Source organism: Glycomyces niveus, from assembly GCF_017592475.1.
GTDB classification, from domain to species: Bacteria; Actinomycetota; Actinomycetes; order Mycobacteriales; family Micromonosporaceae; genus Glycomyces; species Glycomyces niveus.
Genome location: NZ_JAGFNP010000015.1, coordinates 86,879 through 112,194, shown reverse-complemented (window position 1 = coordinate 112,194; position 25,316 = coordinate 86,879). Strand labels below are relative to the sequence as shown.

The following is a 25,316-nucleotide window of genomic DNA, read 5'->3' as shown; positions in this document are numbered from 1 at the left end:
CATACGCAGCGGCTCCCGGCGCTGTCGTCTCTGGTTGTCCTGCCGCACGATTGATTTCGACTCGTGGCTCCGAACCGCGATCTGCCCTATTGAGATCCTCGATGGAACACCGCGGTGCAGATTCCGATTCCCGCGTCGTTCGGGCGCAGGGCGGACAGGCGTCTCATGGCGTCGCAGTCCTCGTCCGAAGCTCGGTCGAGCAAGTGGCCTGGATGCCCCGAGCCCCGGCGCAGGCGCCAAGCGCGTTCTCCCGCGAAGAGGAGCAGGTCGTCCTGGCCACTCTCGAAGAGCACCGGACCGGATTCGGTTTCACAGAAGCTCGCCCACTCCGAGGTTCGTGCGGTGATTTCCACTTGCCCCGCGAGCGGCCATGGCCCCAGGTTCCAACCCTCGGACAGGGTGAGGGAGTCGGGGTCTCGAACCAGCACCCGATCGTGCTCGATCATTGAGTGCTCGAAGAAGCGGACCACGTCGCCCAGCGCCGAAGTGCCGTCGAGCCGGATGCCGAGCTCGACATCTCGTTCCAGTCCGTAGCGGGCGTCAAGGTTCGCTGAGAACAGCGCACCTCGCCTCCGGTCGGCCACGATGCCTTTCGCGTGGTTGAGGGAGCAGGGGTAGAGATTGACCCCGAAGTCCTGGAGCGTCGCGGCTTCATGTCCGGCTTCAGATCCGCTCTGGGCTCTCAATAGAAGGTTCACTGTCACTCCGCGTGCGATCGCTCTGCGAAGACGGTCGTGAAGAAGGTCCGGCCGGGCTGACATGCCGCTGAGATTGAAGGTCGCCAGAAGCAACTCTCGCTCGGCGGAGTCGATGAGCTCGATGACGGTGTCCAGGATGAAGTGCTCTTCGTGGAAAGTCCAGATCAAGCCGGGGACCGGACGAGTCAGAGTACCGGGACCGGTAGGGAACTGGACCGTCTCAGGACTGCGCAGCACCGTTGCTCCTGCACCGGTCGAATCCATCTCCCACAGGGCTCCGCGCCAGACCCGCTGGAAGAATCGGGCAACGTCCGCGAGGGCCGCCGGATCTTGGATGACTACCCCGTTTTCGCCTGTGACGTCGAATGCCCTAGACATGAAATTGGCGCTGTGGACGAGAGCGCTCCGGTCATCGATGATCGCGAACTTGGCGTGGCAACCGGGATAACTTCGGATCGCGACACCGCAAGCTGCCAGCTTCTCGAACCTCCGCCGCTGGGCGGCTTCGAAGGGATCGTCGCCGAGCCGGCGTCCTTTGAGATCCACCAGAACTCTGACCCGGCCTTCCAAACGCGCTGCCGCATTCTCCAGAGCTCGACTTAACGTCTCGTCGCCGATCAGGTAGCTGACGACGAGGACCTCCTCCCTCGCATCCTCGATCAAACCGAGGAGGTCATCACGGGTGGTGGAACCACCGGCCACATATGTGTGGCTGTGCCGGTAATCGTCGAAGGCGGATTCGGCCGGGCCTTCGAAGGGCGTGCGTTCCGGCCGGTCCGCCCGGACAATGAAGTAGTTGCCCGGCACCCGCAGAGCGCTGGTGTCGAATATCTCCTCCACCGCCATCACCTTCCCATCTCCGCCTCGGGATTCAAATGCGGTCGACGAACCGGAGCGATGCTATGTAGGCGCCGAGTTTCGGAAGGTCTGAGTGCCGCGACCAGTATCCGAGCAGCCGATCCCAGACGTAGCCCTCGAACTGGAGACTGGTCTCCGGGTCCACGTTCTGCGAGCCGTGTGCGAGCACGCTCCGATTGCGGATCTCGGCCTGCCGCATGAGGGAGGCAATGGACCGCTCATCGCCCAGCCCGATCGCGGGCATCACCGGGTCGTCGAGTGCATGCAGCAGCAGCGCCGCGTCCATCATCCCGATCCGGCCGGGCAGCGGAACGTCATCAGTCCGGTAGACCCTCCGGCCGATTTGTCGGAAGCGCCGCTCGAGTTCGACACGGTCGTCGCTGAGCAGCGTCCAGTCAGGGGAATCGGAACGGAAGCCTTCAGCCCTGTCATTGAGGCTTCTTCCAAGGAGGTGTTCGAGCGTTCGGTAGTAAAGCTGCGCCGCAAGCTCGTGCTGTTCTCGTCCGCGGTAGTGGCAGGCGATGAGGAAGTAGTTCAGCGTCGCGTGGATGCCGTCGGGGTCGGCGGAGAGTGCCGCTAGGAAGCCGAGCTGGAGTTCGATCCTTTCACGGATCTGCTGCGGCGGCTGGTATCTGGGGTCGTCGAGCCGCTTGCGAAGTGCATCGGCCCGGTCTTGGAGCTTCCGGATGTCGAAGTTGCACCAGGCGCTGTAGCAGTGGGCGAGGTCCCTGCCGAACCGCGCCCGGGAGGACCGGTCGGTCTTCTCGGCGATCTCGGCGAACCGCCGGTGGCTGGCGGGGAAGTCCCCGTAGGCGAGCAGGGTGCAGGCCTTGTCCATCTCCCGTTCCATGAAGATCTCGGTCGGGTTGGGAAGGAGGACTAGGCGCTCGGTGCCGGGGACCGGTTGCCGGAGCGACGAGTCGTAGCGATTGCCGTCGATGTAGCACATTTGGAGGTCGAGTTGGCTGGCAGCCAAAGCGGCGGCGGCGCTCATGATCTTCTTGCCACCGGTGATGTCGATGACGACGTTCGCGTCGCGCCCGGTGCGCTTCCGAATCCGTTCGGCCGCTTCCTTGACGTGCACATAGGTCGAGAGTGGATCGTTGGGATCGACCCTGCGCGGCTCTAGCCGGGAAAGGGGCACACTCGCGTACTTCATGATCATGTCGATGCTCTGTTCAGCGGCCTCAGACTGGAGGACCAGGAGCCGCTCAGGGCGGAGCATCTCGAAGGCGACGACGGTGGTTTCGGGAGAATGGCCCGACAGGCTCACGAGGAGATCCACTGGGTCTTTGGTCGGCTGGACCCAGGTCTCCCTGATGTTCTTGATGACCGCGGGCAGGATCTGCTCGATGCGGAACCGCCGGGCGCGGTCCATTGCAGTCCTGTCTACCCCGTAGATCTCCTCGTTGGCCAGGATTTGCTTGAGTTGCAGGTACTTTGCCTTTATTTCCCGGCTCAATTGCGCCGCCTCCGCTCGTTCGGGGAAGAGTCGGTGCGGCGCCGGTTCAGCACACCGCTGAAGACTTCGAGGGTTCGCAAGAGGGCTTCGAGCTCGGACTCGTCGTCCTGATTCGGCCGGCCCGGCCGATGGTGGAAGACAGCGTTCCGGATGACCCGGACCCGATCGACCGCTTCGCCGAAGCGCGCCACCGGGAAACTCGGGCCGAGCTCCCGGAAGATTCCGCCCTTGCGGATCAGGGTGACGTAGTCGCCGAAGGTGAGTTGGTCAGTGCGCTTCCGCGTGGTGAACTCCCTGCGGCCCTTGCGGTAGGTCACATCGATCTCGTCGGGGAGGAGGTTGCGCAGGCGGACCTCGATCTCCTCGATCTGCGACAGCGGCTTCATGCGGCGCTGGTGCTCAGCGGTGACGTCCGCGCAGTTCACCGCCCCGGTCACCGCTCCGGTCTCGTCGACCACGCACACGAACCCGCGCTCGATGATCGCGCCGGTCCAATTGAAGAGCATCTCGGACGCGTCCACGTCGAGTTGCGGCCGCACGACGACCTGGGCCGCGGGCGTCTCGGGAGAGGCGTGCATCGCGCTGGTCACCTCGATCAGGCCCACGCATCCCATGAGGCGCCCGTCTTCGTCGGTGACGCCGACGTAGTCGCGCCGGCTCCGGGCAATCTCGTCGAACATCGCGGTCACCGGTTGGTCCCAGTCCACGCAGTTGAGGCCTGATCTGGCGGCGGGGACGTCGCCGATGCAATAACCGATCCGCGTGGAGTCCTGAGAAGCGGCTTGTCCGGCCCGGCGAATCTCGACAACTGCGGAGAGCCCGAGACCGCGCAGGTCGGGTTCCACCGAGAGACCGCGCCGTTCGAGTTCCTCCAGGATGCGCAGAATCGTCGGGACGGAGAGGATTCCCGCCTGCCAGAAGGCGATCAAGTGCTCCACCTTGAGGCGCACCGGTCGGTCCGGCCCGCGCTCCAGGGCCAGGTCGAGGAGCCATTCGGGCCCTTTTTTCGGGTCGAGATCGACCTCAGGGGTCGATTGTCCGGAATTGCGTACCACGTTATCCAATGAGGACACACGCTTCACCTGTCGGCGGATCATGAGGGGGCTCCATGCGCGACTCGATGGGGGAGGAAGTTCGACCCACCACTGTAAAGCAGTGTGCGCCATCGGGCAACCCCTGTTCTGCTCCAATGAAAATGATCTTGATCAGATCCGAAATCGGCACTTCCGGAACTCCGCTGGGCTGAGTATGATGGGTGGCCGTCGGACTGACTCGTACCCCCACTCCTCCGAGCATTGGACGCCCCATGCCATCTGAACTCAACCAAGATCAACTTGATAAACTCATCGCCTTGGCGAGTTTCGGCGGATCGGCCTCGAACACTCAGCTCAAGCAGCGCTATCAAATTACGATCGTGGGCACACCGAGAACCACTCTCGAAGCGAGCGGATACATCTCCAGCAGCCGCAAGAGCGGTAACGCCCCCTTCGATCTCGAATTGACGGAGGAGGGCCGCGAGCTGTGCCGAGCGGCGTTTCGGACCGGCCCCGACTCGACCGCGAGCAGAGGCCACCGCATCGGCCAGGGCATGTTCCAGCGGCTGGCCGAGATACTGTCCGCCAACAATCTGGATGTCTTCGATCAACTCACGCCGCCCACCGAATCCAAGCCGGCGACCAAGGAAGGGCTGAGCACGGCGTATTTCGCGCTCGCCTCCAAACCAGGGGAATGGGTCTCTCTCACCGATCTCCGCCAGAAACTCGACGGTGTCGAGCGAGACTCCCTGGACCGGCTCATCCACGACCTCCACATCGCCGAGGACGTCACTCTCATTCCCGAGGAGAACCGCCGCAGCATCACCATCGAAGACCATGCCGCCGCCATCAGCATCGGAGGCGAGGACCGCCACCTCATAGCGATCGGCAGGCCTCTGTGACCACGGACCAGCTCGCCGCGCTCCGGGAACTGCGGCTCGTTCTCTCCTCCACCCTCACCCCCAACACCGACCAGTTGTGGGACGGGATCCCCGGCCACTCAGAAGCCGTGAACAGCCAGGTCATCGACGTTCTGCGCGCAAACATCGACTTGGTCGTGCAGCGCGGGCAGCACAGCGCTCAGATCCTTCCGATCGTGGGTCCCAAAGGTTCCGGAAAGACGCACACCCTTAGCTGGGGCAGGCAGTACGTCCAGGAGTCCGGCGGGGTGTTCGTGGCCTTCGAGCCCTCACGCGGGCGCGGCTTCTGGCCGACCCTGTGCCTCCGCATCGTCGATGCGCTCGGGAGACCGCACGCGCATGCGCCGAGCCAGCGGCTGTTCCTGCTCGACAAGCTCACCGCCGCCGCCGACCTGCCCGCGGAGAGCCGCGAGTTGCTGATGAACGGCAAGAACCTCACTCCACTCGACACCAATCAATTCACCCAGGCCCTGCTCCAGAAGTACGAGCATCTCAGCGCGGACGCGCGCCGCGCGGCGATCGCTCTCACACTCGCGAACACGAGGGACCCTGACACCGAGGACATCGGACTCGCGTACCTGAGTGCCACCGCAGATTCCGACGCCGAATTCCGCAAGGAATGGAGGCTCGGCGCAGCCGAGCCCGACCCGCAACGAGTCGCGATCGGCGTCTCCCAGCTCATCGCCACGGTCGCGGGGATGCTGGTGAGTGTCGACCAGGTGGACGAGCTGGTGCAGCAGGCGGACCACGGCACTTCGCAACAGCAGTCCGCCGGTATCGCGCCGCGGGGAGACCTCCTCACCGACCTTGGCGAAGGGCTCATGGACCTGCGGCAAGGACTCCGCCGGGCCGCGCTCGTACTGGCCTGTCAGCCCCTCGCCTGGGAACGATTCGACATCTGGGCCTCCGGAACCGCGAAGGACCGATTCCACCCGAAGGTCACGTTCAAGGACTTGCCTTCCGCCGAGGCCGCACGGGACCTGGCGGCCGAGCGCCTCCGGATCGCGTTCGAGCAGATCGACTTCCAGGCCCCCTACCCCACCTGGCCGATCAAGCCGGAGGCGTTCGAAGAGACCCCGGGCCAATTCCGCCCGCGGATCCTTCTACAGCGCATCCGCGACCATGTCGAGGAGTGCCTCAACTCGGAAGCGGTCGCCGAGCTGGGGACCTTCGAGGCGACCGGCAGGCCGATCACGCCTCCGCAGCCGATCGAGCCGGACGCGCTGGCGTCGCTCGACGCCCGATACAAGGAACTGCTCGGCACCGCAACCGTCGACCACGTCTTCAACAGGACCGGCGAGGACTCCGCCGTCCCCGATCTGCTCTTCACGGCCTTCACCTGCGCGCTCATCGAGACCGGGGCCGAGCACGACTGGCAGGTGGTCAAGAACGAGCACTTCAGACCCGGCTCCAGCGACTACCTCGGCTGGCATGTGCGACTCGTCCGCGAGATCGACGAGACCAGCGAGACCGTCGAGAAGCTCACCGTCCGCACGGTGACCTCAAGCCACTGGAAGTCGATCCAGAGCCGCGCCCGCAAGCTCGCCGGCGACGCCGAGCTCACCTTCCAGAACGGGCCCCGCAACGCCGTCCTGCTGCGCCCGCAGAAGTGGAGCCGGACGCCGACGTTCGTCGCCACCGAGCGAACGTTCCGCCGCAACGGCGGCAGGATCCTCACCGCCGATCTCTTGAAGGAGCTGCGCATCTTCGCCGCCTTGCAGGACATGAGGAAAGAGGGCGATCGCGACTTCGACGCCTGGCTTCGGGCCCGCAAGCCGGCCTCCGCGACCGCAGTGGTCCGCGCCGTGCTCGTGCCGAAGCAGAGCGGGCGCGCGAAGTCCGGAGACGAGGGGCCCGCCCCGCCGAGCCATCAAACCCCCCTCCTGCTGGGACTCGACGCCGAATCCTCGGCCCCGATCGCGATCGGGGTCAGCGCGCTCGCCAAGCACACCGCGGTGTTCGCCGGTTCGGGGTCGGGCAAGACCGCGAAGCTGCGCCGGCTCATCGAGCAGTGCGCCCTCAGAGGCATCTCGGTGATCGTGCTCGACCCCAACAACGACCTCGCCCGCTTGGCGGACCCCTGGCCGGAACCTCCTCCCAGTTGGCACGACGGTGACGCCGCGATGGCCGAACGCTTCCTCGAAGCGACCGAGGTCGTGGTGTGGACGCCCGGCCGGCAGACCGGGCGCCCCCTCTCGTTCCGCCCGCTCCCCGACTTCACCGCACTGGCGGACGACCCCGACGAGTTCCGCCTCGCCGTCGACTCAGCGGTCGCCGTCATGGCACCCCGCGCAAAAGTCGCTGGCAGCACAAGCAAGGACGAACAGTGCCGTGCGGTGCTCCGGGCGGCGCTCCGGGTGTTCGTCGATCGCACCCCGACCGGGGACATCAAGGACTACCTGCGGCTGCTGAACGACTTCCCCGCCGATGCCAGCGCCATCGCGAAGGCCCCGGCGCTCGCCCACGACATGGCGCAGACCCTGGAAGCGGTGCGCGAGAACGACCCGCTGTTCGGCGGCGACGGCGAGCCGCTCGACCCGGCGGCGCTGCTGACTCCGTCCCCCGGCAAGCGCGCCCGCATCTCGGTGGTCAACTTCATCGGTCTCCCGGAGGAGCAGGACCGCCAGGGCTTCGTCAACCAACTGCAGATGGCCCTGTTCTCCTGGGTGAAGCGCAATCCGGCCGGGGACCGGCCGTTGCAGGGCCTGTATGTGATGGACGAAGCCCAGACGTTCGCCCCGTCGGGCCGGTCCACGCCGTGCACCCATTCCACGGTCGCCCTGGCTTCGCAGGCCAGGAAGTACGGACTCGGACTGGTCTTCGCGACGCAGTCGCCGCGTGGCATCCACCCGAACCTCGTCGGCAACTGCGCCACCCAGTTCTACGGCTTCCTCAACACCGTCGCGCACATCGAGGCGGTTCGCGAGCTCGCCCGGGCGAGGTCCGGCGCCGTGCCGGATATCGCCCTGCTGAAGGCCGGTCAGTTCTATGTGGCCAGTGAGGGCGTGCCGTTCCGCAAGACCGCGGTGCCGATGTGCCTGAGCTTCCATCCGGGCACCGCACTCGCGGAGGAGGAGGTGCTGCGGAGGGCGCGGGGCTGAGGGCGCTCCGGGTCAGCCGTTGCAGGTTCTGAACATGTCCTCCTTTCGGCGCCAGATGTCGATGGCGTGGTCGAGGACGGCGGCGGCGCGGGCGGGTGCGGCCTGGTTGAGCCAGGGCATCCCGGTGGGGGCGGCGGCGAGGCGTGGGAGGCCGTCCAAGTGGGTGACGTGGCCGAGGAGGGTGTTGTCGGGGCCGTTGAAGGTGATGCGCAGGCATGGCTGGTGCCAGACCCAGGCGTAGGTGAGGGTGAGGCCGTCGATGTCGGCGGTCCCGATCATCGGGAGGCGGTCGATGAAGTGGAGGGTCATCCTTCGACCTCCGCTTCGTGGCGGGCGGCGTGGGCCCAGATTTGGGCGGCGTGTTCTTTCGCCTTGCGGCGCAAGGCGGGCGCCCATTCGGCGCGGTAGAGGTGGAGCCGGGCGAACGGGGAGCCGATCCGGTTGATGTAGCCGAGGTCGACGGCGGGTTCGGGTGCGACGCGGCGCAGGCGGACGGAGGTGGTGGAGCCTCCGGAGAGCTGGTAGACCTCGATGCGGCGGTGTTCGAGGGTGAAGCGGCCCAGGACGATGCGTTCGGGGTTCATGCCGCGCCTCCCCACGAGAATCCGACGAGCGCGGCGAGCACGTCTCGGAGAGAGTCGGACTTGATGTGGGCTGCGAGCAGCTTGACGGCGGAGCGGCGGCGCGGGCAGCCGTGGGCGCCCCATTTGTGGTTGCACCATTCGCAGCGCAGGCGGCCGAAACCGAACCAGGTCCGGTAGGGCCGGTGGAGTTCGAGGTCGATTTTGACCGAGGCGGGGACGGGGTCATAGCGTACGCTGAACGAAGCCACGGGAGGTTTCCTCTCTGGGTTAGGGGCGGGCTGCCGAACTTGTTTGGCGATAGGAGCGGCAGCCCGCCGCGTGATATTCGGTTGGAACTGAAAGGCGCGTGATACACGCGTGCTGAAACCTTTGCACAGCAATGCCCGGGAAGCAACCAGCGACACGCCTATACGGCAGAAGTGTCTAGGCCGGTCGTCCCGGGCTTCTTGCTTTCCTTAGGCCCCTTGGGTTTTCGGTCGACGCCGGAGCGGGCGGCGCCGCTTCTATCATTCCCCCGCGGCGAGGTGCAGCAGCGGACTCGGCTCGCCCGTCCAGGTGAAGACCACTTCGTCGCGGGCGCGGGTGGTGGCCACGAACAGCAGGTTCCGGGCCTTCTCCAGTTCGAGCTCGTAGCGCTGCGGGTCGGTGTCGGCGAGGCGCCGGATGTAGGGGAAGGGGAATCCGTCGGCGCCGATGCCGCTGATGATGAGGTACCGGTACTCGAGTCCCTTGAGGCCGTGCATGGTGCCGACGTGGACGAGGTCCTCGCCGAGCTGCCGGTCCTTGCTCAGCGTCCCGGCCGGGACGCCCGCGGCGTTGAGCGCGGCGATGATGTCCGCGACCGCGCCGGTGCGCGGGGCGGTCACCGCGATCGATCCGGGCGAGCAGTCGGCGGTCCAGGCCTGCACCTGCCTGACGATCTCATCCAGTTCCGCCGCCGCGTCGCGCTGCGGGCGGAACGCCGGCTTCTCGCCGGACATGACCGACCGGTATCCCGCCAGGCTGTCGAGGTCGCCGTCCAGGTCGTCGGCGACGGCGTCGGCCTCGATGGCCAGCGCCGTCCGCAGGATCTCCCTGGTAGTGCGGTAGTTCAGTGTCAGGCGGGAGGAGCGGCCCACGATGCTGACGCCGAGCTTGCCGAGCGTCACCGGCTGGCCGTAGATCCGCTGGAACGTGTCGCCGGCGATGAACAGGTCGTCGGTGCTCTCGGGAGCGAGCGCCCGCAGCAGCCGCCAGTGGGCGGGGGTGAGGTCCTGGGCCTCGTCGACGACGATGTGGCGGTACCGATGGCCGCCGCCCGCGGAGCGGTTCTCCTCCGCGATCGCCACTGACGCCCGCAGTTGCGGCCAGCACCAGGCGTTCTCTTCGGCGAGGCGTGCGTTGAACCGCTCGACGAGCTCCCATACCAGTGCGCGCTTGCCGCGGTCCAGCCGTCGCGGGCGCTTGACGCGGCGGGCTTTGAAGTACTCGGCGCGGCTGGTGAGGAGCTGCGCGCAGATGACCTCGGTCCATTCGCCGTAGAGGAACTCGGCGTCGAACTCGGTCTCGCCGCGTTCGAGGCGGAGTTCTTCCCACCATTGCCGGAGCTCCTTGTCGCCGAGGAGCTTGCCGAGTTTGCGGCCGCCTTCGACCGCGAGCCGGTGGACGACGCGGTCGAGGTGCTCGACGTCGACGTGCTTGCGCTCATCGCCTTCGACGAGCATGCTCAGTTTCGTGTCGAGATCGGCGGCGAGGTTCTTGGTGAAGGTGGTGAGGAGAATCCGCCCTTCGGACGGGTCGAGCTCGCGGGCGAGGCGCGCGGCCCGGTGGAGTGCGACGACGGTCTTGCCGGTGCCGGGGCCGCCTGAGACCCGAGCCGGGCCGTTGTACCTGCGGACGATGATCTTCCGCTGGGCGGGGTGGGGCCAGACCCGCCACGCCGCGAAGCCGCCGTCGAGCATCGCGGCGACGGCGCGGTCGGAGCTGGTGACCATGGCGGCGGGCCGCTCGATCGCGGTCTGGAGGTCGCCGGTGTCGACGGGCTCGTCGATCTTGACCGGTGCGGTGACGAGCTCCTCGACCTGTTGCAGGCTCTGCCCGTCGTTGAGGGCGAACAGGATCTCGCCGGTGAGCCGGGGTGCGACGCCGATGAAGTCGATGAGCTGCTGGTCGGTGCGGATCTCCCGGATGGAGGGCATGAGCGGCTCGGCGACGCCCAGGCCGATCAGTTCGGCGGTGGTGAAGGGGTCGAACAGCCCGGGCTTCGCCGCGGTCTCGGGTTTGACGGCCGCCGGTGCCATCGGCGCTTCGACGGGCCGCTTCGCGTCGGAGATGGCGGCGCGGATGTCCGAGTGGTCGACGACTTCGAGCGCGCCGGTGACGCGGTTGACCGGCATGTCCCAGCGTTCTTCGATGCGCTCGTAGACCTCGCCCCTGGGAAGGACCGCGATGAGGGCGAAATGGGCGTGCCCGACCTTGCACATGATGGCGCGGTAGTCGTCGGTGATCCGCGCCGACCACAGTCCTTTGTGCCCTTTCAAGGGCTTGAGTCGGAGCCCCGGCGTGTGCATGTTCCAGCAGAACTTCGACTGGAAGTCCTCGAAGCGGGTCCTGACGCCGCGGTCGAGGCTGTCGAGGTGCCTGATGGCGTTGCTCTCGACGGTGAGCAACGCGCTCTCTCGTTCGGCCAAGGTCACAGCTCCGTTCGCTGTCGAAGGGTTTCAAGGAGTGCTGCTGCCGTCCATCCGGCCGACGGTTCGGCGACCCAGCCGGCGCCGCGGTAGGCGGCGAGCGCCTCGGCCTCGTCGTCGGGGTCGTCGGTGCTGATGACCGCCACTTTCGCCCTGGGCCACACGAGTTCGGCCGTGTACCCGTCGACGTAGTCGGCGCCGATCTCAGGCGCCGGCGCGCCGGCGGCCTGGAGGTCCAGTGCGAGCTGGTGACACCGTGCGTCCGAGACCAGGCTGAGCTCGACACCCGGCCACTGGTAGGAGGAGTCGACGCCCGACGCGGACAGGCGGGACGACGAGACGCGGTCCCGGCCCTCGGCGCTGGTGTGCCCGTCGCCGAGGTCGATCGGTGGGGCCGCCGCGTACGCGGCGAGCAGTCCGGTGCCTTCGCAGACGGCGAGCACGAACGGATCGAACTCCCTAAGCCCGCTGGTGGTCTCCTGGACGCCGTCACCGCCTTGGGCGGGAAGGAACTGCAGGAGGTTCGACCAGTACAGCCACGACTTCCAGCGCCGCTTGTGGGCGTCGGTGTCGCGGATGGCCCCGGCTGAGTCGTCGAGCACCGCGATCGCGGTGAGAGGCTGGCGCTCCGGGGACCGGGCGTCGAGGCAGATCGTCATCGGCAGGCCGTTGCCGTCGACGGCGCTGAGCACCGCGATCCGGCCCGCCTCAGGGGCGGGCAGGTCGCGTCCGCTGACCGCGGCAGTGACCGCGCCGACGACGCCCGCCGAGGTCGTCATGGTCTGCTGCTTCGCCTTCGCGGCCATGCCCATGACCGTGGCGGCGGCGCGGCGGGCCCAACGTTCGGCGTCCGGGTCCTTCAGATAGCTCATGAGCAGGTCCAGTGGGTTGCCCCAGGCATGGGAGCGGACGAGGTCGCCCGGGGCCCCGCCGAGGCGCCGCAACGCGTCGTTCGCGGCGCGGTGCGCGTCCGGCGCGTAAGGGGGCCAAGGGCTCTTGGCGTCCGGGTCGAGCCAGGTCTCGACGTCGTCCCAGGTGGCGGCGAAGACCCGGTACCCGTGGGCGTGGAGGGTGCTGCGCTTGTACGCGTCGTCGGCGAGGCGGTTGTGCTCGGCGCTGGCATGGAAGGCGTAGCCGTCGAGGTAGAAGGCGACGATCTCGGATTCGGCGTCGAGGCGGGTGAACTCGGCGTCGGGAATGGTGCCCTCGATGCGCTTCTGAAGGCGGACCTTCCAGCGGGCGGGCCGGTCCTCGGCGTCGGTGATGAGCAGCTCGGCCTCGTCCTTGTGCTGGTCGATGAGGCGGACGCCTTCGGTCTTGTCGGCGTAACGGCGCAGCTTGTCGAGGAAACGCTGCTCCAGCTCCGATTCGGTGAGCCGCAGGAGGGAGATGTCGTGGACGCCGGAGACCGGTTCGGTGCCCCAGTCGTCGAGCAGTTCGGCGAGCATCTCGACGGCGAGGCCGCGGGAGACGTGCTCGTAGTCGTTCTGCGGAGTGTAGGCGAGCAGGCAGCGGTGGCAGGCCCGGTGCTCGTTGCAGGTGCAGGCGTCGAGCCGTTCGCGGGCGGCGGTGAGGACGGCGTGCAGCGCTTCGGGCTGCGAGAGCCGGTCGAGGTAGCCGGTGCCGCTGGGCAACTGGTCGAAGAGGACGACGAAGTTGCGGATGTCCCCGGTGCCGGTGTCGGGCATGCGGGCGGTGACGGTGGCCAGGTGGGCGGGGTCCCCCTTGTAGACCGCGGCCACGCCGAGTTTCAGTGCCGCTTGGAAGGACGCGAGCTTCTCGGCCTGGTGGAAGGTGAGCACGGGGACGAGGATCCGCAGTGCCTCGGTCTGGAGCTCGTGGGCGAGGATGATCGGCTCGTGGCCGGTGTTGGGGGTGCGGTTCCTGCACCACTGCCGGTGGTGCTCGCGCGAGGCGTCGCCGCCGCGAGGTGAGTAGAGCGCGTCGTGCTTCGATCCGGGGTCGTCGTCGGTGCCGGTGCCGCCGCAGTCGGGGCAGACCCAGAACCAGTTGACGTCGGTCTCCTTGCCGGCGAACACGGTCGAGGCGCGGCGGTCGGGCCGCAGTAGACCGAGGTTGAAGCGGCGCACGAGGGCGTCGGGGGCGTAGTCGGCTCCGAATGCGGCGTTGCGGTGGCGCCAGCCGGTGCTCACATGGGCGATGTCGACGGTGTCGCAGGTGTTGTAGTAGACGTTGAGGCGGTCGTCGCGGGCGTCCGAGATGTGGGCGTCGTCGGCGCGGTCGTCGGCCCAAGTACGGGTCGGCTTGAGCACCTTGTAGAGCACGCCGTTGTCGTTCATGGCGGTGCCGCAGCGCTCGCAAGGGCTGAGGTCGGCGGCGTCGTGGGTCCTCGCGTGGCCGCAACCGGCGCAGATACGCCATTCCTCCCACGCGGGGTTGGTGCGGGAGCCAATGTCGAGGCCGCGGATCTCGTGCTGGTACCCGCGGGCGTAGAAGGTGTTGCCGGGGGCGATCTCCGTGAGCGCCTGGCGGGCCGGGCGCGGGTATTCGCGCAGCTCGGACTCGTACTTCTTGTCGCCTTCGGAGGTCTCGTCGATGCTGGCGAGGGTGGCTTCGAGGACGGTGGCGGCGTCGATGAGCGCGTAGTTCGGGAGAAGCCCCAGTTCGACGAGGGCATTGTGGGCGGGGGTGCGTCCGATCTCCCCGAGGCGGCGGCGGATGCCTCCGGCTTCGGCGCGGAGCTGGCGCAGCTCGCCCTTGTCCTCGCCGTCGGGGTCGGTGAGTTCGGCTGCGGCTGCATCGATCTGCTTGATGCGGTCGCGCAGATGCGAGAGGCGCTCCTCCCAGTCGAGGGCCGCGCACTCCAGGCGCTTTTCGAGGCCGGGGCCGAACCAGTCGCGGAGTTCGGCGGCGACCCGTTCGGAGAGCTTGTCCCCGAACAGGTCCAAGAACTCGGGCCCGGCGAGGTGGGAGGCGGCGAGGGCCGCCTTCGCGAACCGGGTGAGCCAGCCGGTGTCGCCGAACAGCGCGGAGGCGCGTCCCGGCAGCTCCCCCACGTCGGGGAGTTCGCCGCGGCCGACCTTGTCGAGCAGGAAGGCCGTGTACTGGCGCTTGAGGATCTCAACGGCGGAGAGGTACGCGCCGGGTGGGCTGATCGCGGCGTCGAGCATGAGGCTCGGGTCGGCGAAGAAGTGCCGGTCGCGGGGGCGGCGGTCGGCGATGGTCACGGTGAGGGCGTTCCCGGTGGAGCGCCCGGCGCGGCCGGACCGCTGCGCGTATCCGGCAGGGGCCGGCGGCAGGCCGGCGAGGATGACGGCGGAGAGGTCGCCGATGTCGATGCCCAGTTCGAGCGTGGAGGTGGCGGAGAGGACGTTCGGGTCGTCGAACCCGTCGCCTTGGAACTCGCGTTCGACCCTCTCGCGCTGCTCGCGGGTGAGGACGCCGGTGTGGTCGACGGCGAGGACCCGGAAGACCTCCTTGTCCCGGTAGATCCGCCGGTAGAAGTCCTCGCGCTCGGCGGGCCTGGGTCGCAGGCGGCCTCGGCACTGCCAGCGGGGGCAGTGCGTGTCGGCCCAGGAGTCGCGCCGTTCGGGCACGACGGTGAGCCGGTGGTCGCAGGCGTCGCAGGCGACGATCGACTCGGCCGCGGCGGCGGTGGACAGGCCGGTGACGGTGATGTGGCCGGGGGTGAAGCCGAAGACGCGGGTGCCGGTGCCCGGCACGGTGCGCGCGGCGATGACGCCCGAGTCGGCGAGCGCGCCGAGGAGCCGCGGGAGGTACTGGGCCGCGACGGGCTCGGCGAGGCCCAGCGTGCGGCGGGTCCAATCGGCGTACCAGGTTCCCTTGCGGCCCAGAGGGGTGAAGCTCTTCTTCTGGTACTCGTCGCTGAGGCCGAACTCGGGCCGGGAGATCGAGTCGGGGAACGCGGGCATCCCCGGGGCGCGACCGCCCCAGATGGTCCACTGCTTCACACCGGCCGAGCCGATCCACTGGTCGAGCCAGCGGTGCTTGATGGCGCCGCTGCCGCGGAGGCGTTCGAGGAGCCCTCGCAGGTGCTCGAAGAAGAGTTCGGGTGTGGGGAGCTCCAGCGGCATGTCACCGCGGCAGGTCAGCAGGGCGTCGCGGGCGATCCCGGCCAGCAGGCCCGGGTCCGGCAGCGACACTTCGGCGGCGGCGGTGCGGGTGGTCTCGAGGGTGCGGCCGAGTCGGGAACGGAGGCCGAATTCGAGGAAGGTGTCGAAGGCGAGCCTGTCGGCGATGAGCCTCCATGCCGCCGGGGTGCCTGCACTGGTGCCTTCGAGGAGGCGCTTCACCTCGGGCTGGTCGTGCAGTTCGACGGGGACGACGGCCGAGAGTTCCTTGAGGTCAGGCAGCGCCTCGATAGCGGCGGCGGCGACCTCGTCGAGTCCGAGGGGCGCGTCGTCGGGGAGCTGCTTCGCAAGATGGCTGCGCAGTGAGAAGGAGTGCGAGCGGGACGAGAGGAACCCGGCCCGGTGGGCGGCGTCCTGCACCGAGTCGGAGAAGGCCAGGGTCTTGCGGGACTCCAGGTCAGGTTCGAGCGACCGCGTGAACAGCTCGGTGACGACGACGGAGGCCAGGGTGACCGCGCCGGTGCCGATGAAGCGGATGCCGTTGTCGCGGTTGCAGGCCGGGCAGCGGTCCTCGCGCGCGGCGGCATCGCTCTCCAGGTTGATCCAGACGGGGATCGCGTCCGAGGCGCCTTCCGGTCGGTCGGCGTCTGCGGGGCGGGGCGCGTCGATGGCCTTGTCGACCGACGGGTCGATCGGCCGCAAGTGCGCGAAGTCCAGCGCTCTGAGGTGCGGTTCGTCGGCGGTGACCGCGTCACATTCGGCCTGGGTGGCCGTGATCAAGGCTCGCAGGCGCGACTTGGTCTTCTTGCGGACGGTGGCGCGGTAGATGTTGGTGATGTCGGTCTTGAGGTCTTCGGGGTCCTGTTCGGGCGAGAGCGCCATCCAGCCTGACCGCCCGCAGTGGCGGCAGGCGATCGCCGGGAGCACGAGCGCTTCGCGAAGCGAGTCGTCTGAGTCCCAGTGGAAGCGGGGCGCGTGGGAGACGCGGCGCAGGACCCGGTGAATGGCCTTGAGCCACAAGTGGGTCTCGACCTTGAGCAGCGGCCGGCGGGGGAAGTCGGGATCCCGCGCGACCGAGAGGAGCGCGAGGTAGCGGGCGAGTGCCTCGGAGGCGAGGCCCGGATCGGTGCGGAAGACGCTTCGCCAGGAGTCGAGCACGAGCCTGCGGTGGAAGGCGGCGAAGACCGCGTCGAGGTCGCGGACCTGCCCGTCGGCAAAGACATCGAGGAGCACGCGGGTGAGCGGATGCCGCTTGAGCTTGGCGCCGAGTTCGGTCGGGGTAAGTTCGCTTTTGCCGCAGACGAGTTCGGCGAGCTCCGCGAGTGCGGCCGGGTCGTCGACAGGGTCGCCGGAGAGGGCCATGAACTCGTCGGGACTGGGGACGTTGAAGAGCTCGTCGTCGTCGGGCTCCTCGATGAACTCCCGCGATTCGAGCCGGTCTTCGGTGATCACCGAGTCGGGGGCGAACGGCACGCCGAAGACGTCTTCGGCGACTTCGCGGATGAGGTCGGAGGCCCCTTCGCCACTGGCGAGGGTCGCGGACGTGGCGACAGGGCAAACGGCGCGGTCGCCGACGGCGGCGTTGAGGCGGCGAAGGAGCATGGCGACGTCGGTGCCTTGCGCGCCATCGTAGGTGTGGAACTCGTCGACGACGATGTAGGTGAGCTGGCGCGGGCCGAAGAGCGCGGAGTCGATGGGGCGCTGGAGGATCATGTCCAGCATCTTGTAGTTGGTGATGAGGATGTCGGGCGGCGTGGCCTGGATGTGCCGGCGGTCGGTGAGGATGCGCTCGTAAGTGACCTCGGCCTTGTCGCCGATGTAGAGGCCGGCGGTGACGCCGGAAAGGCGGGGGTCGGAGGTGAGCAGTTCGTTGAGCCGCTTAGCTTGGTCGGCCGCGAGGGCGTTCATGGGGTAGAGGAAGACGGCTTTGACGCCGGAGTTGGAGCTGTCGGCGTGGCGGCGGCAGTGGTCGAGGATGGGGATGAGAAAGGACTCGGTCTTGCCCGAGCCGGTGCCGGTGGTGACGATGGTCGGTTGGGGTTCGTGGTGCTTCGAGGAGAGCCGGGCCCAAGAGTTCGCTTGGTGGCGGTGCGGGGTGAAGCCCTCGGGGAACCAATCGAGGGCCGACTCCCAGCCGGGGACGGCGGGACGGAAGGGCGTGCGGAGGCGGAGGAAGGGGCCCTTGACGATCCCGTCTTCAGGGTCGGTCAGGAACTTCTCAAGCTCTCGGGCGGACTCGCCGGTCATGCCGTAGGTCGTGGCCAGATACTCGACGACCTGGTCACGCATACGAAGAGCGGCAAGGGACGGCTTCACGACCCGGCCTCACGCTGCTTAGCTTCGAGACGGCGGGTGAACTCTGCATGCGCGGCAGTCATCTCCGCAACCCTATCGGCTTTGTAGAACGGAGGCGAGTACCCAGCGGGCGGCGGAGCACCATCATTGAGGTGAGCCTGGAGCTGGATGAAGTCCTCCTTGGTCTGGCCGAAGCCACCAGCCTTCGTGTCGCCACAGATCTTTCGCCCGTGAGCGTCGAACCAAGTCTGATCCTCACGCCCTGAAAGTACCGGATACCGTGCGAGATAGATCGCTTCGAGCTGATCGGCAGTCATTCCCAGCATGACCGCCACGAGTGCGTCTATCTCCACGAGAGCTGCGCGACGCTCATATTCGGTACGGAGAGGTATGGAATATTCCCAATTGGGATTTACCTGACCAAGTTCCTTCCTCATGGGCCACTCATGCGCCCAAGCTATAGAGTTCCAGTTGCTTTCATACAGATCGCCCCAAAGTGAAGAATAGACACTAGTGAGACAATTCAATCGAAGTGTTCGAAGCAAAAGTTCGGGAGTTAGCAAATGATTCGCATCTGGAGCAGGGTAGTTTTTCGCATTTCCTATTCTAAAGTGTGAAGACCCTGTAATTCGCAGCATGTAATCGAGGGGAATCGATGACCAGTACCCTGCTGTCAAAGCAGTTGTAAGGTCATCCTTCAGCGCCATCGAATTCACATTATCGATATGAGAAGGACCCCGAGGAATTAGCGCTGCATATAGACTTCTCTCGCTCTTGATATTAATCATCACCCGCCAGGCAACACGATAGAAATCCGTATAGGGACGCGACGGGGAATTTTCGGATCCGATCACCCACCGATCTTTAGATCTTTCAAATACGTCTTCCCCACAGGCGCGGACATAATTCGAGTTTGGAACAGTGTTTGGATCCAGTCTTGTCAGATCCCACGATGAATAATCAGCCTTGCTCCTGCAAGGAATATTAGGCTGCTTGGATAGAGCAGCGCCGATCCCAAGATGAGGACCCTGCAAAATCAATTCATTCCACTCTGAGATAGCGGTTGATTTCCATGAGATTATCCCCGCTTGGCTTGCGCCAGTCTCATGAAGTCCACTTGAAATCTTGGGATCGAGAGCTCCGATCCGATTGGCAACCTTCGCAAGCAATGAGATAACATCACTTTCATATACAGACACTGGAAACAAGAGCCTTGCTTGCATCCATTCGTCAGGTGCTCCATCGGAGACAAGGTTCCACGTCGAAAGCGTCTCTTCATCAACATGAATAATCCGACCGGGATGTGGCCGAGTATCCCATGACCCCTGAAAGGTCAGGCCCGGCAAGAAGTTACCATAATCGCCGGTATCATTTGTATCGGATAGCGTTTTTGATCGAATTGCAGTATCGGGATGATATATCCATGTGGCGTGCCCGAAACTTACCTCACGCTCACGCCCGTAAATGTGCAATCCGAATTCGAACTTATGAGCAATATCGAATAGATTCAGCGAGTTAACAAAATGTACATGCATTCGTAGCCTACGGTAGGCAGCAGTTCTTAGAACGGCCTCGCGCTTCCCACTGAAATGGGATTCAGAGTGGATTAGTCCGACAATACCTTTCTGTCCGCCATTTAGCCAAGTTCGAACCATAAAACAACGATATAGATCCGGCTGAGTTCCGCGCAGAGTCGAGTATGTTGACACATCTCCAACGAACGTCGATATCCCACTAAGCATGGCGCGCTCAACCAGGACAGTGTTCTGCGCCAGCGAAACCGAAAGAACCCGCTTTGTATTCGCGGACCGCGCTTGAACGCTCGCCTTCTCCGCCAAGGCAAACCAAGGGTCAATCTCCGCAAGAACCAGAGATTCATCCCATTGCGGCCGCATCCACGGCGGATTTCCCACCTGGAGATCGAAACCGCCGTCTTTGAAGATGTTCGCGAACTGGAGTTCCCAGTGGAAGAAGCTTTGGTCCTTGGCGATGTCGATCGATTTCTGGACCCAGGGGAACTGTTCTCGGATCCTGGAGAAGTGCTCCATGCCCATGTTGAGTGGAAGGTGGTCTTCGAAGTCGCTCAGCTCGGGGAGGCTCTTGAAGGCTCCGCGTAGGACTTGGTCGTCGTAGTCGACTCGTCCGAGCAGAGCCTCGGCGAAGTCGATCCAGTCGTCCAGATCGGCGAGCGGCACGATCCGTCGCTGCCGGCCGGTCGCGGACTTGAGGTTAATTTCCTGGCTTTCTTCATAGCGTCCATGGCTGCCGTCGAGGAGCGAGGCTTCCTGCACCGGCCAGAACCACAGGGCGCACCAGGCGTCCATGACCGTCTTCAACCGCCAGTACGGTGTGCCTGAACCTTCGAGGTCGTTCTTCACAGCGCCCAGCGACTTGAGGATGTCCTCCTTCGACGCTGGGTTGCTCGGTTCGGGCAGGTCCTCTGCTCCCCAGACATCGATCTTGCGGGCGATCTCCTGCTCAGAGATCCTGAGCCGCTTTTCGACCAGCCCCCACAGGTACTCGGCCCGCCGCGACAGGGCCTGCAAGCGCTTGACCTGCTTCTCTTTCGGCTTGGCGCGCAAGGCTTTTCGCCACTTGTTCAGCTTCTCGCTGTCCTCGGGGGCGAGCTCCTTCGCCTCCTTCTCCCCCGCTACCGCTCCCCAACCCTTCGCGGGCAGCAGGAAGTGATGGATCATGCCCTCCGGCAGGTCACCCTCCTTGAAGGGGTGCTCCACCGGCGCGCTCTCCAGCCAGGCCTTGCTTCGGACATCCTTCGGGTCGTAATACCGCCGGTTCGCGCCGATCAAGGAGTTGCCCTGCCGAAGATGCAGGCCGAACCACGGCGCTTGCAGCCCCGGGTGCATGACGTTCAGCCACAACGAGATCTCTGCGAGCTCGACCGCCGTCGCGTTCAGGTCCACCCCGTAGGAGTTGTGCAAGGCGATATAGGCCTTGACCTTCTGCAACTCCCGCTGGTAGTCCTCGGCGGGCAGCTCAGTCCCCAATTCCTCCTGGCGCTTCTGGAGGTACCTGGCCGCGACCTGGTTGATGGCCTCGTTGAGGAACGCGCCCGAGCCAAGAGCGGGCTCGCAGATCTTCCACCGCAGCATCTCAGCGGCAGTGACCGGCTCGCTCGCCTCTTCCATCCGGTAGTCCAGCGCCAACTGCACCGTCGCCTTCGTCAGCGACTCCGGGGTGTAGTAGCTCGCCGAGGTCTGGCGGTCGCGCCCCGCGAGGCGGTACACGAACTGGCCAACTTCGTATTTGACCCGCTTCAGCTCGCCCGTCCAAGGGTCCTCGCGGCGGACGTAGACGTCCTCGGGGTAGTCGGCCACCTTCGAGGCGGGCACCAGCCAGGACCCGCCCTCGGGATCGCCGCCCTTCGCGACCTCAAGGAGCGCTTCGCCCTCGGCGATCCGCCCGGTGTAGGACATCAGGCCCTCATAGACCGCACCGAGCTGGTTGATGCCGAGTTGGGCGTAGGAAATGAAGCCGCCCTGCTTGCTCGCCGTCGCCGCCGAGCGGCCGCGGCCGCGTTTCGCGCCGCCCTTGGTGAGCATGAGGAGTCGGAGCACGACGTGCAGGGTCCTGTTGCGCAGCCGGGTGTCGACGCCGCCGTGGTCTTCGACGTAGACGGACTTGCCGATGAGCTTGATGGAGGCAGGCTCGAACAGCTCAGAGCGCATGGGCTCGAAGCGGATGCCCGCGCTTTCGCTCTTGCTCACAGGCTGGTCGTATCGGTAGCCGCTGTTGACCTGAGTGAACAGGAGGTTCAGCGACTCGTAGAAGTGGAAGCCGTCGTTCGAGGCCGAGTCGAGGTCGGGGACGACGAGTTCGCCGAGGCGGGCCAGGGAGTAGCCCTCCATGTATTCAGGGTGGTCGACGGGCAGGATGCCCGTGTCCGGGCGGGCCTCGGCGTAGAGCAGGAACAGGATCCGGTACAGGTAGCGCAGAGATTCGCGGCGGAGCTGGTCCGCGAGGTCCTTCGCGTCGTCCGCGACCTCGATCTCGTCCAGGGCCACGCCGGCGTCGCGGAAGCGGGCGAGAACCTCGTTGGCGACGATCTCGACGCTGCGGCGCAGGGCCTCGCGGAGGTCCTTGGAGACGCCGACCGCATGGCGGCTGGACTCCTCGACGAGCGCGGCGAGCGGGCTCGCGGTCTCGCCTTCGGGCTGGCGCAGCATCTCGGCGGTGAAGAGCCCGGCGATGAGGTCGAGCTCGCCGCCGTTCTTGACGTCGTTGCGTTCCAAGGCGACATCGAGGTCGACGGCGAGGTAACGGCCTGAGCCCCAGGCGAAGCGGTCGGCGAGGACGACGATCCCGCCGGCGAGGATGAGCACGTACCGCGGCGGGGTGTCGGCAGTGAAGAGCCAGGTGGCGAGCTTGTCGGCGGTGGTGATCTCGTCGCCGGAGGTCGCGACCGGCTGGTGCAGCGCGCCGGAGCCGTCGGGGTCGAAGGCGTCGTCGAGGTCGGTGGCGAAGCCGGCTTCGATGGCGACCAGGCCGCCTTCGAGCAACCCGTCGAGGCAGGCGACCGGCACGTCGTGGTCGATGTCCGCGCGGGGGACGCTGAGGGTCTGCGGCTCGGCGCCGAAGCCGAGGCCGGCGAGGAGTTCGGCGTGCCATTCGCTCGTGCGCTTGGCGGCCAGCGCGGTCTCGCCGGTCGCCTGGAGTTCGCGGATCTCCAGGCGCGCGTTCTGGTACGGCGCGCGGAGGGCGCGGAGGCGGGTGCGCGGGGTGGGCTTGCCGTCCTTGGCGTCGGCGGTCCATTGCGACCACTGCTGCTTCTTGAGGGCGTCGGGGAGGAGCTCGGCGAGGTAGTGGTTGGAGAAGTACTCGCCGCGGTTGGTGATGGAGTCGTAGATCATGTGCTGCTCCTAGCCTTGCGGGACGAGGACGGCGAGGACGCGCAGGAGCGGCAGTCCGTCGGTGGCGAGCTTCTCGATGTGGCGCCGCTGGTCGGCGGCGGTGTCGGTGACGGTGCTGCGGCGGCGGCCCGCGTTCGGCAGGAGGTCGTCGAAGTTTTCGAGGGCGGCCTGCTGCCAGTCTCCAAGGTGCTCTTGGTGTTTCGCAATCTCGGCTGCGATCGCGGCGTCGGCTTCGGCGCGGCGGCCTTCAAGGAAGGCGCGGGCGGCGGTGATCGCGGGCTTGACGAGCGCCTGGAGCGGGGCCCGGTCGAGGGGCTGGTTCGAGTTGGCCATATGGGGGCCGACACCGGCGGTGTGGAGACGTTCGATGAGGTCGCCAGACACGGCGGGTTCGGTGTCGAAGCCGGTGACGGTCATCCATTCGACGACGGCGGGCTGCCCGGCCTTGTTGGTGTAGACGCCTTGGATGCCGAAGACGGGTTCGGGCACGTCGCAGCGGATGATCGGGGCCTTGCCGCGGCCGAGTTTGACGAGCGCCTTGTCGACGAGCCATTCGACGAGCGGATGGAGGTCGGAGAGGAAGGCGGTGTCGGGCCAGGCCATGTCGGTGTCGTCGACGGCCTTGTCGAGCCGCTTCTGGGCGTGGTCGCGGTCGCAGGTGACCCAGAGCCGCTCGGTGACCTTGTGCTCCTTGAGATAGGCGGGCGGCAGTACCTGGAGACGCTGCTTGAGGTCCTCGGGCGGGGTGATCATGAGGGTCTCGCCCTCCCAGTCGGCCTCGATGCCGAGGTCGGCGAGCGCGGTCTCCACGAACTCCTGGGTGCCGGCGAACAGGCGCGGCTGGGTCGCGGTCAGCGGCGGCGACTGCTGCGCCGCGCCGCGGGCGGCGGCGGGTCCGTTGATCATCGACAGGAGGTCGCCCGGGTCGGGCTCGGTCACGTCCGGGACGGTCTCGTCGATGCCGCGGCCGGCGATGAGGCCTTCGAGGATGCGCCGCGATTCGACCGCGGAGTCGACGTCGAGGGCGGCGGCCTCGACGCTTCCCAGCGCGGCCGCGGCGGTGGCAGCTTTGCGCACGAGCTTGCCGGAGACGCGGGTGTCGTCGAAGTCGGCGAAGGCCCCGGATTTGAGCAGGAGGGCGGTGAACTGCGGTTCGTGCATCTGCCCGTAGCGGTCGATGCGGCCGTTGCGCTGCTCGATGCGGATCATCGACCAGGGCACGTCCCAGTGCACGAGCTGGTGGCAGTGCTGGTGGAAGTTGACGCCTTCGGAGGCGATGTCGCCGGTGACGAGGACGCGCAGCTTCGAGGAGCCGAGCTGGAACTGCTCGACGACCTTCTGCTGCTCGGTGTCGGAGAGTCCGCCGTGGAGCACTTCGATCTGGTTCGGCTTCAGGCCGGTGATCGCCGGGATCTGCGCGGCGAGCCACTTCACGGTGTCGATGCGCTCGGAGAAGACGACGACGCGTTCGGGCGACTTCGGTCCGATGCCGATCTCCTTCAAGCGCGATGCGAGTGCGTGGAGCTTGGCGGGTGCGGTGATCGCGTCGTTGAGGCCGGCGAGGCGCCGCAGTGCCTCCGCCTCAGTCCCGGTGGCGGCTTTGAGGCGGTTCTTGACGGTCTCGGCGAGGGCCGCCGGAGAGGACAGGAAGGCCTTGATGAGCGTGAACGGGAAGAGGCGGCGCTCGGGGCCGATGACGGTGCAGGTGCGCGGGTCCCAGGTGCGGGCGAACTCGGCGAACACCGCTTCTTCGGCCGCGCTCGGGTCGACGTCGACGAGTCGCGGTTCGCCCCGGTCGGCCCATCTGCCGTAGATCTCGCCGCGCACTTCGTCGTCGACCTTGGTGCGGCGGATGTAGAGGTCGTTGATGTCGGCGGCCGAGTAGTGCTTCTTATCGGCGATGGCGGTGGGGTCGAGCAGGTCGATGAGACCGGCGAAGGATTCGGCGTTGCCGTTGTGCGGGGTGGCGCTGGCGAGCAGGAGGGCGTCGGTCTTCTTCGCGAGGAGTTCGGCGAGAATGCGTCGCTGGCTCTTCTTCTGCCCGCCCACGAGGTTGTGGGACTCGTCGAGGACCACGACGTCCCACTGGAGGTTCTCCAGGTGGTGCCGGTAGGCCGATTCGTTCTTGAGTGTGTCGATGGAGATGATCACACGCTTGTGGACGGTGAAGGGGTTGCGTCCGGCCGGGAGCTGCTGCTGGATGCGGGAGATGCCCACGGAGTCCATGCGCAGCAATGGGATCGAGAAGCGAGTCCACATCTCGCGCTGGAACTGCTCGAGGACGTGCTGCGGGGTGACCACGAGGATGCGCTCGCCGCGGCCGCGGCGGATCAGTTCGGCGAGGGTCAGGCCGATCTCGAGGGTCTTGCCCAGGCCCACGACATCGGCGATGAGGATGCGGGGGCGCAGGCCCGCGAGCGCCTGTTCAGCGGGGCGCTGCTGGTAGGTCATGGGGTTGAGGAGAAAGCTCTCGGACATGGCAAGGCCGCGTTCGGTGCGCGCCAGCGGAGTGCGGCGCAGGACCGCTTCGAGGAACAGGCGGGACTGGGCGTACCGGGACGAGCCCTCGGTGACCAGCTCGGTGTCCTCAGGGCGGATGAGCTCGACGTCGTCGAGTTCGGTGAAGAAGGTTGCTTCGACGCCTCTCACCAGATCGGAGACGCCCACGACTTTGAGCTTCGCACCGTCGTGATCGGTGCCGCGGCTGTCGAGCACCATCCACTCCTCGTCGCGGACCTCGACGCGCGCGCCTTGGACGAAGCTGTTCTCGGTCAT

12 protein-coding genes are annotated in these 25,316 nt (G+C 66.6%); 2 read left to right on the top strand and 10 right to left on the bottom strand.

The features are described 5' to 3' along the window. Positions 1-86: 86 nt before the first annotated feature. From J5V16_RS21840 to J5V16_RS21830, 3 genes are read right to left on the bottom strand one after another with little or no spacing between them, the layout of a single operon-like run. Positions 87-1,538 carry a phospholipase D-like domain-containing protein gene (locus J5V16_RS21840; protein WP_208499103.1) on the bottom strand — a complete coding sequence of 484 codons (1,452 nt, stop codon included), beginning with the start codon at positions 1,536-1,538 and terminating at the stop codon, positions 87-89. Positions 1,539-1,569: 31 nt separating this feature from the next. Continuing rightward, a complete protein-coding gene (locus J5V16_RS21835) occupies positions 1,570-3,018 on the bottom strand; it encodes a hypothetical protein (protein WP_208499102.1) in 1,449 nt (482 codons plus the stop codon). Beyond that, a complete protein-coding gene (locus tag J5V16_RS21830) occupies positions 3,015-4,115 on the bottom strand; it encodes a CBS domain-containing protein (RefSeq protein WP_208499101.1) in 1,101 nt (366 codons plus the stop codon). The genes J5V16_RS21835 and J5V16_RS21830 overlap by 4 nt, the downstream gene beginning before the upstream one ends. Before the next feature lie 209 nt (positions 4,116-4,324). Between J5V16_RS21830 and J5V16_RS21825 the strand changes: the two genes are divergently transcribed. Together J5V16_RS21825 and J5V16_RS25630 are read left to right on the top strand one after the other, a co-directional pair. Then, positions 4,325-4,954 (top strand): hypothetical protein, encoded by a 630-nt coding sequence (locus tag J5V16_RS21825; RefSeq protein ID WP_208499100.1) that lies wholly within the window; start codon positions 4,325-4,327, stop codon positions 4,952-4,954. Beyond that, a complete protein-coding gene (locus J5V16_RS25630; protein WP_208499099.1) occupies positions 4,951-8,073 on the top strand; it encodes an ATP-binding protein in 3,123 nt (1,040 codons plus the stop codon). Before J5V16_RS21825 ends, J5V16_RS25630 begins: the two co-directional genes overlap by 4 nt. A gap of 12 nt (positions 8,074-8,085) precedes the next feature. On the opposite strand, the gene J5V16_RS21815 is transcribed toward J5V16_RS25630, so the two are convergent. The 7 genes from J5V16_RS21815 to J5V16_RS21785 form a co-directional block, all read right to left on the bottom strand. Next, on the bottom strand, positions 8,086-8,382 hold the full coding sequence (locus J5V16_RS21815) for a hypothetical protein (RefSeq protein WP_208499098.1): 297 nt from the start codon (positions 8,380-8,382) through the stop codon (positions 8,086-8,088). Then, entirely contained in the window at positions 8,379-8,657 is a 279-nt protein-coding gene (locus tag J5V16_RS21810; protein WP_208499097.1) for a hypothetical protein, read from the bottom strand. The genes J5V16_RS21815 and J5V16_RS21810 overlap by 4 nt, the downstream gene beginning before the upstream one ends. After that, positions 8,654-8,905 (bottom strand): hypothetical protein, encoded by a 252-nt coding sequence (locus tag J5V16_RS21805; protein ID WP_208499096.1) that lies wholly within the window; start codon positions 8,903-8,905, stop codon positions 8,654-8,656. The genes J5V16_RS21810 and J5V16_RS21805 overlap by 4 nt, the downstream gene beginning before the upstream one ends. Positions 8,906-9,163: 258 nt before the next feature. Continuing rightward, entirely contained in the window at positions 9,164-11,326 is a 2,163-nt protein-coding gene (locus J5V16_RS21800) for a UvrD-helicase domain-containing protein (protein WP_208499095.1), read from the bottom strand. 2 nt (positions 11,327-11,328) lie between these two features. Further along, positions 11,329-17,667, bottom strand: coding sequence for a DEAD/DEAH box helicase (locus J5V16_RS21795; protein ID WP_208499094.1), 6,339 nt, complete (start codon positions 17,665-17,667; stop codon positions 11,329-11,331). Positions 17,668-17,690: 23 nt separating this feature from the next. After that, a complete protein-coding gene (locus J5V16_RS21790) occupies positions 17,691-22,541 on the bottom strand; it encodes a class I SAM-dependent DNA methyltransferase (protein ID WP_208499093.1) in 4,851 nt (1,616 codons plus the stop codon). Between the two features lie 9 nt (positions 22,542-22,550). Further along, complete coding sequence (locus tag J5V16_RS21785; protein ID WP_208499092.1) at positions 22,551-25,316, bottom strand: helicase-related protein; 2,766 nt, start codon at positions 25,314-25,316, stop codon at positions 22,551-22,553.

Excerpts from the sequence above, each read along its gene's own strand:
- J5V16_RS21830 (WP_208499101.1), bottom strand. The coding sequence starts at position 4,115 with ATGATCCGCCGACAGGTGAAGCGTGTGTCCTCATTGGATAACGTGGTA.
- J5V16_RS21825 (WP_208499100.1), top strand. The coding sequence starts at position 4,325 with ATGCCATCTGAACTCAACCAAGATCAACTTGATAAACTCATCGCCTTG.
- J5V16_RS21815 (WP_208499098.1), bottom strand. The coding sequence starts at position 8,382 with ATGACCCTCCACTTCATCGACCGCCTCCCGATGATCGGGACCGCCGAC.
- J5V16_RS21810 (WP_208499097.1), bottom strand. The coding sequence starts at position 8,657 with ATGAACCCCGAACGCATCGTCCTGGGCCGCTTCACCCTCGAACACCGC.
- J5V16_RS21795 (WP_208499094.1), bottom strand. The coding sequence starts at position 17,667 with ATGCGTGACCAGGTCGTCGAGTATCTGGCCACGACCTACGGCATGACC.
- J5V16_RS21790 (WP_208499093.1), bottom strand. The coding sequence starts at position 22,541 with ATGATCTACGACTCCATCACCAACCGCGGCGAGTACTTCTCCAACCAC.
- J5V16_RS21785 (WP_208499092.1), bottom strand. The coding sequence starts at position 25,316 with ATGACCGAGAACAGCTTCGTCCAAGGCGCGCGCGTCGAGGTCCGCGAC.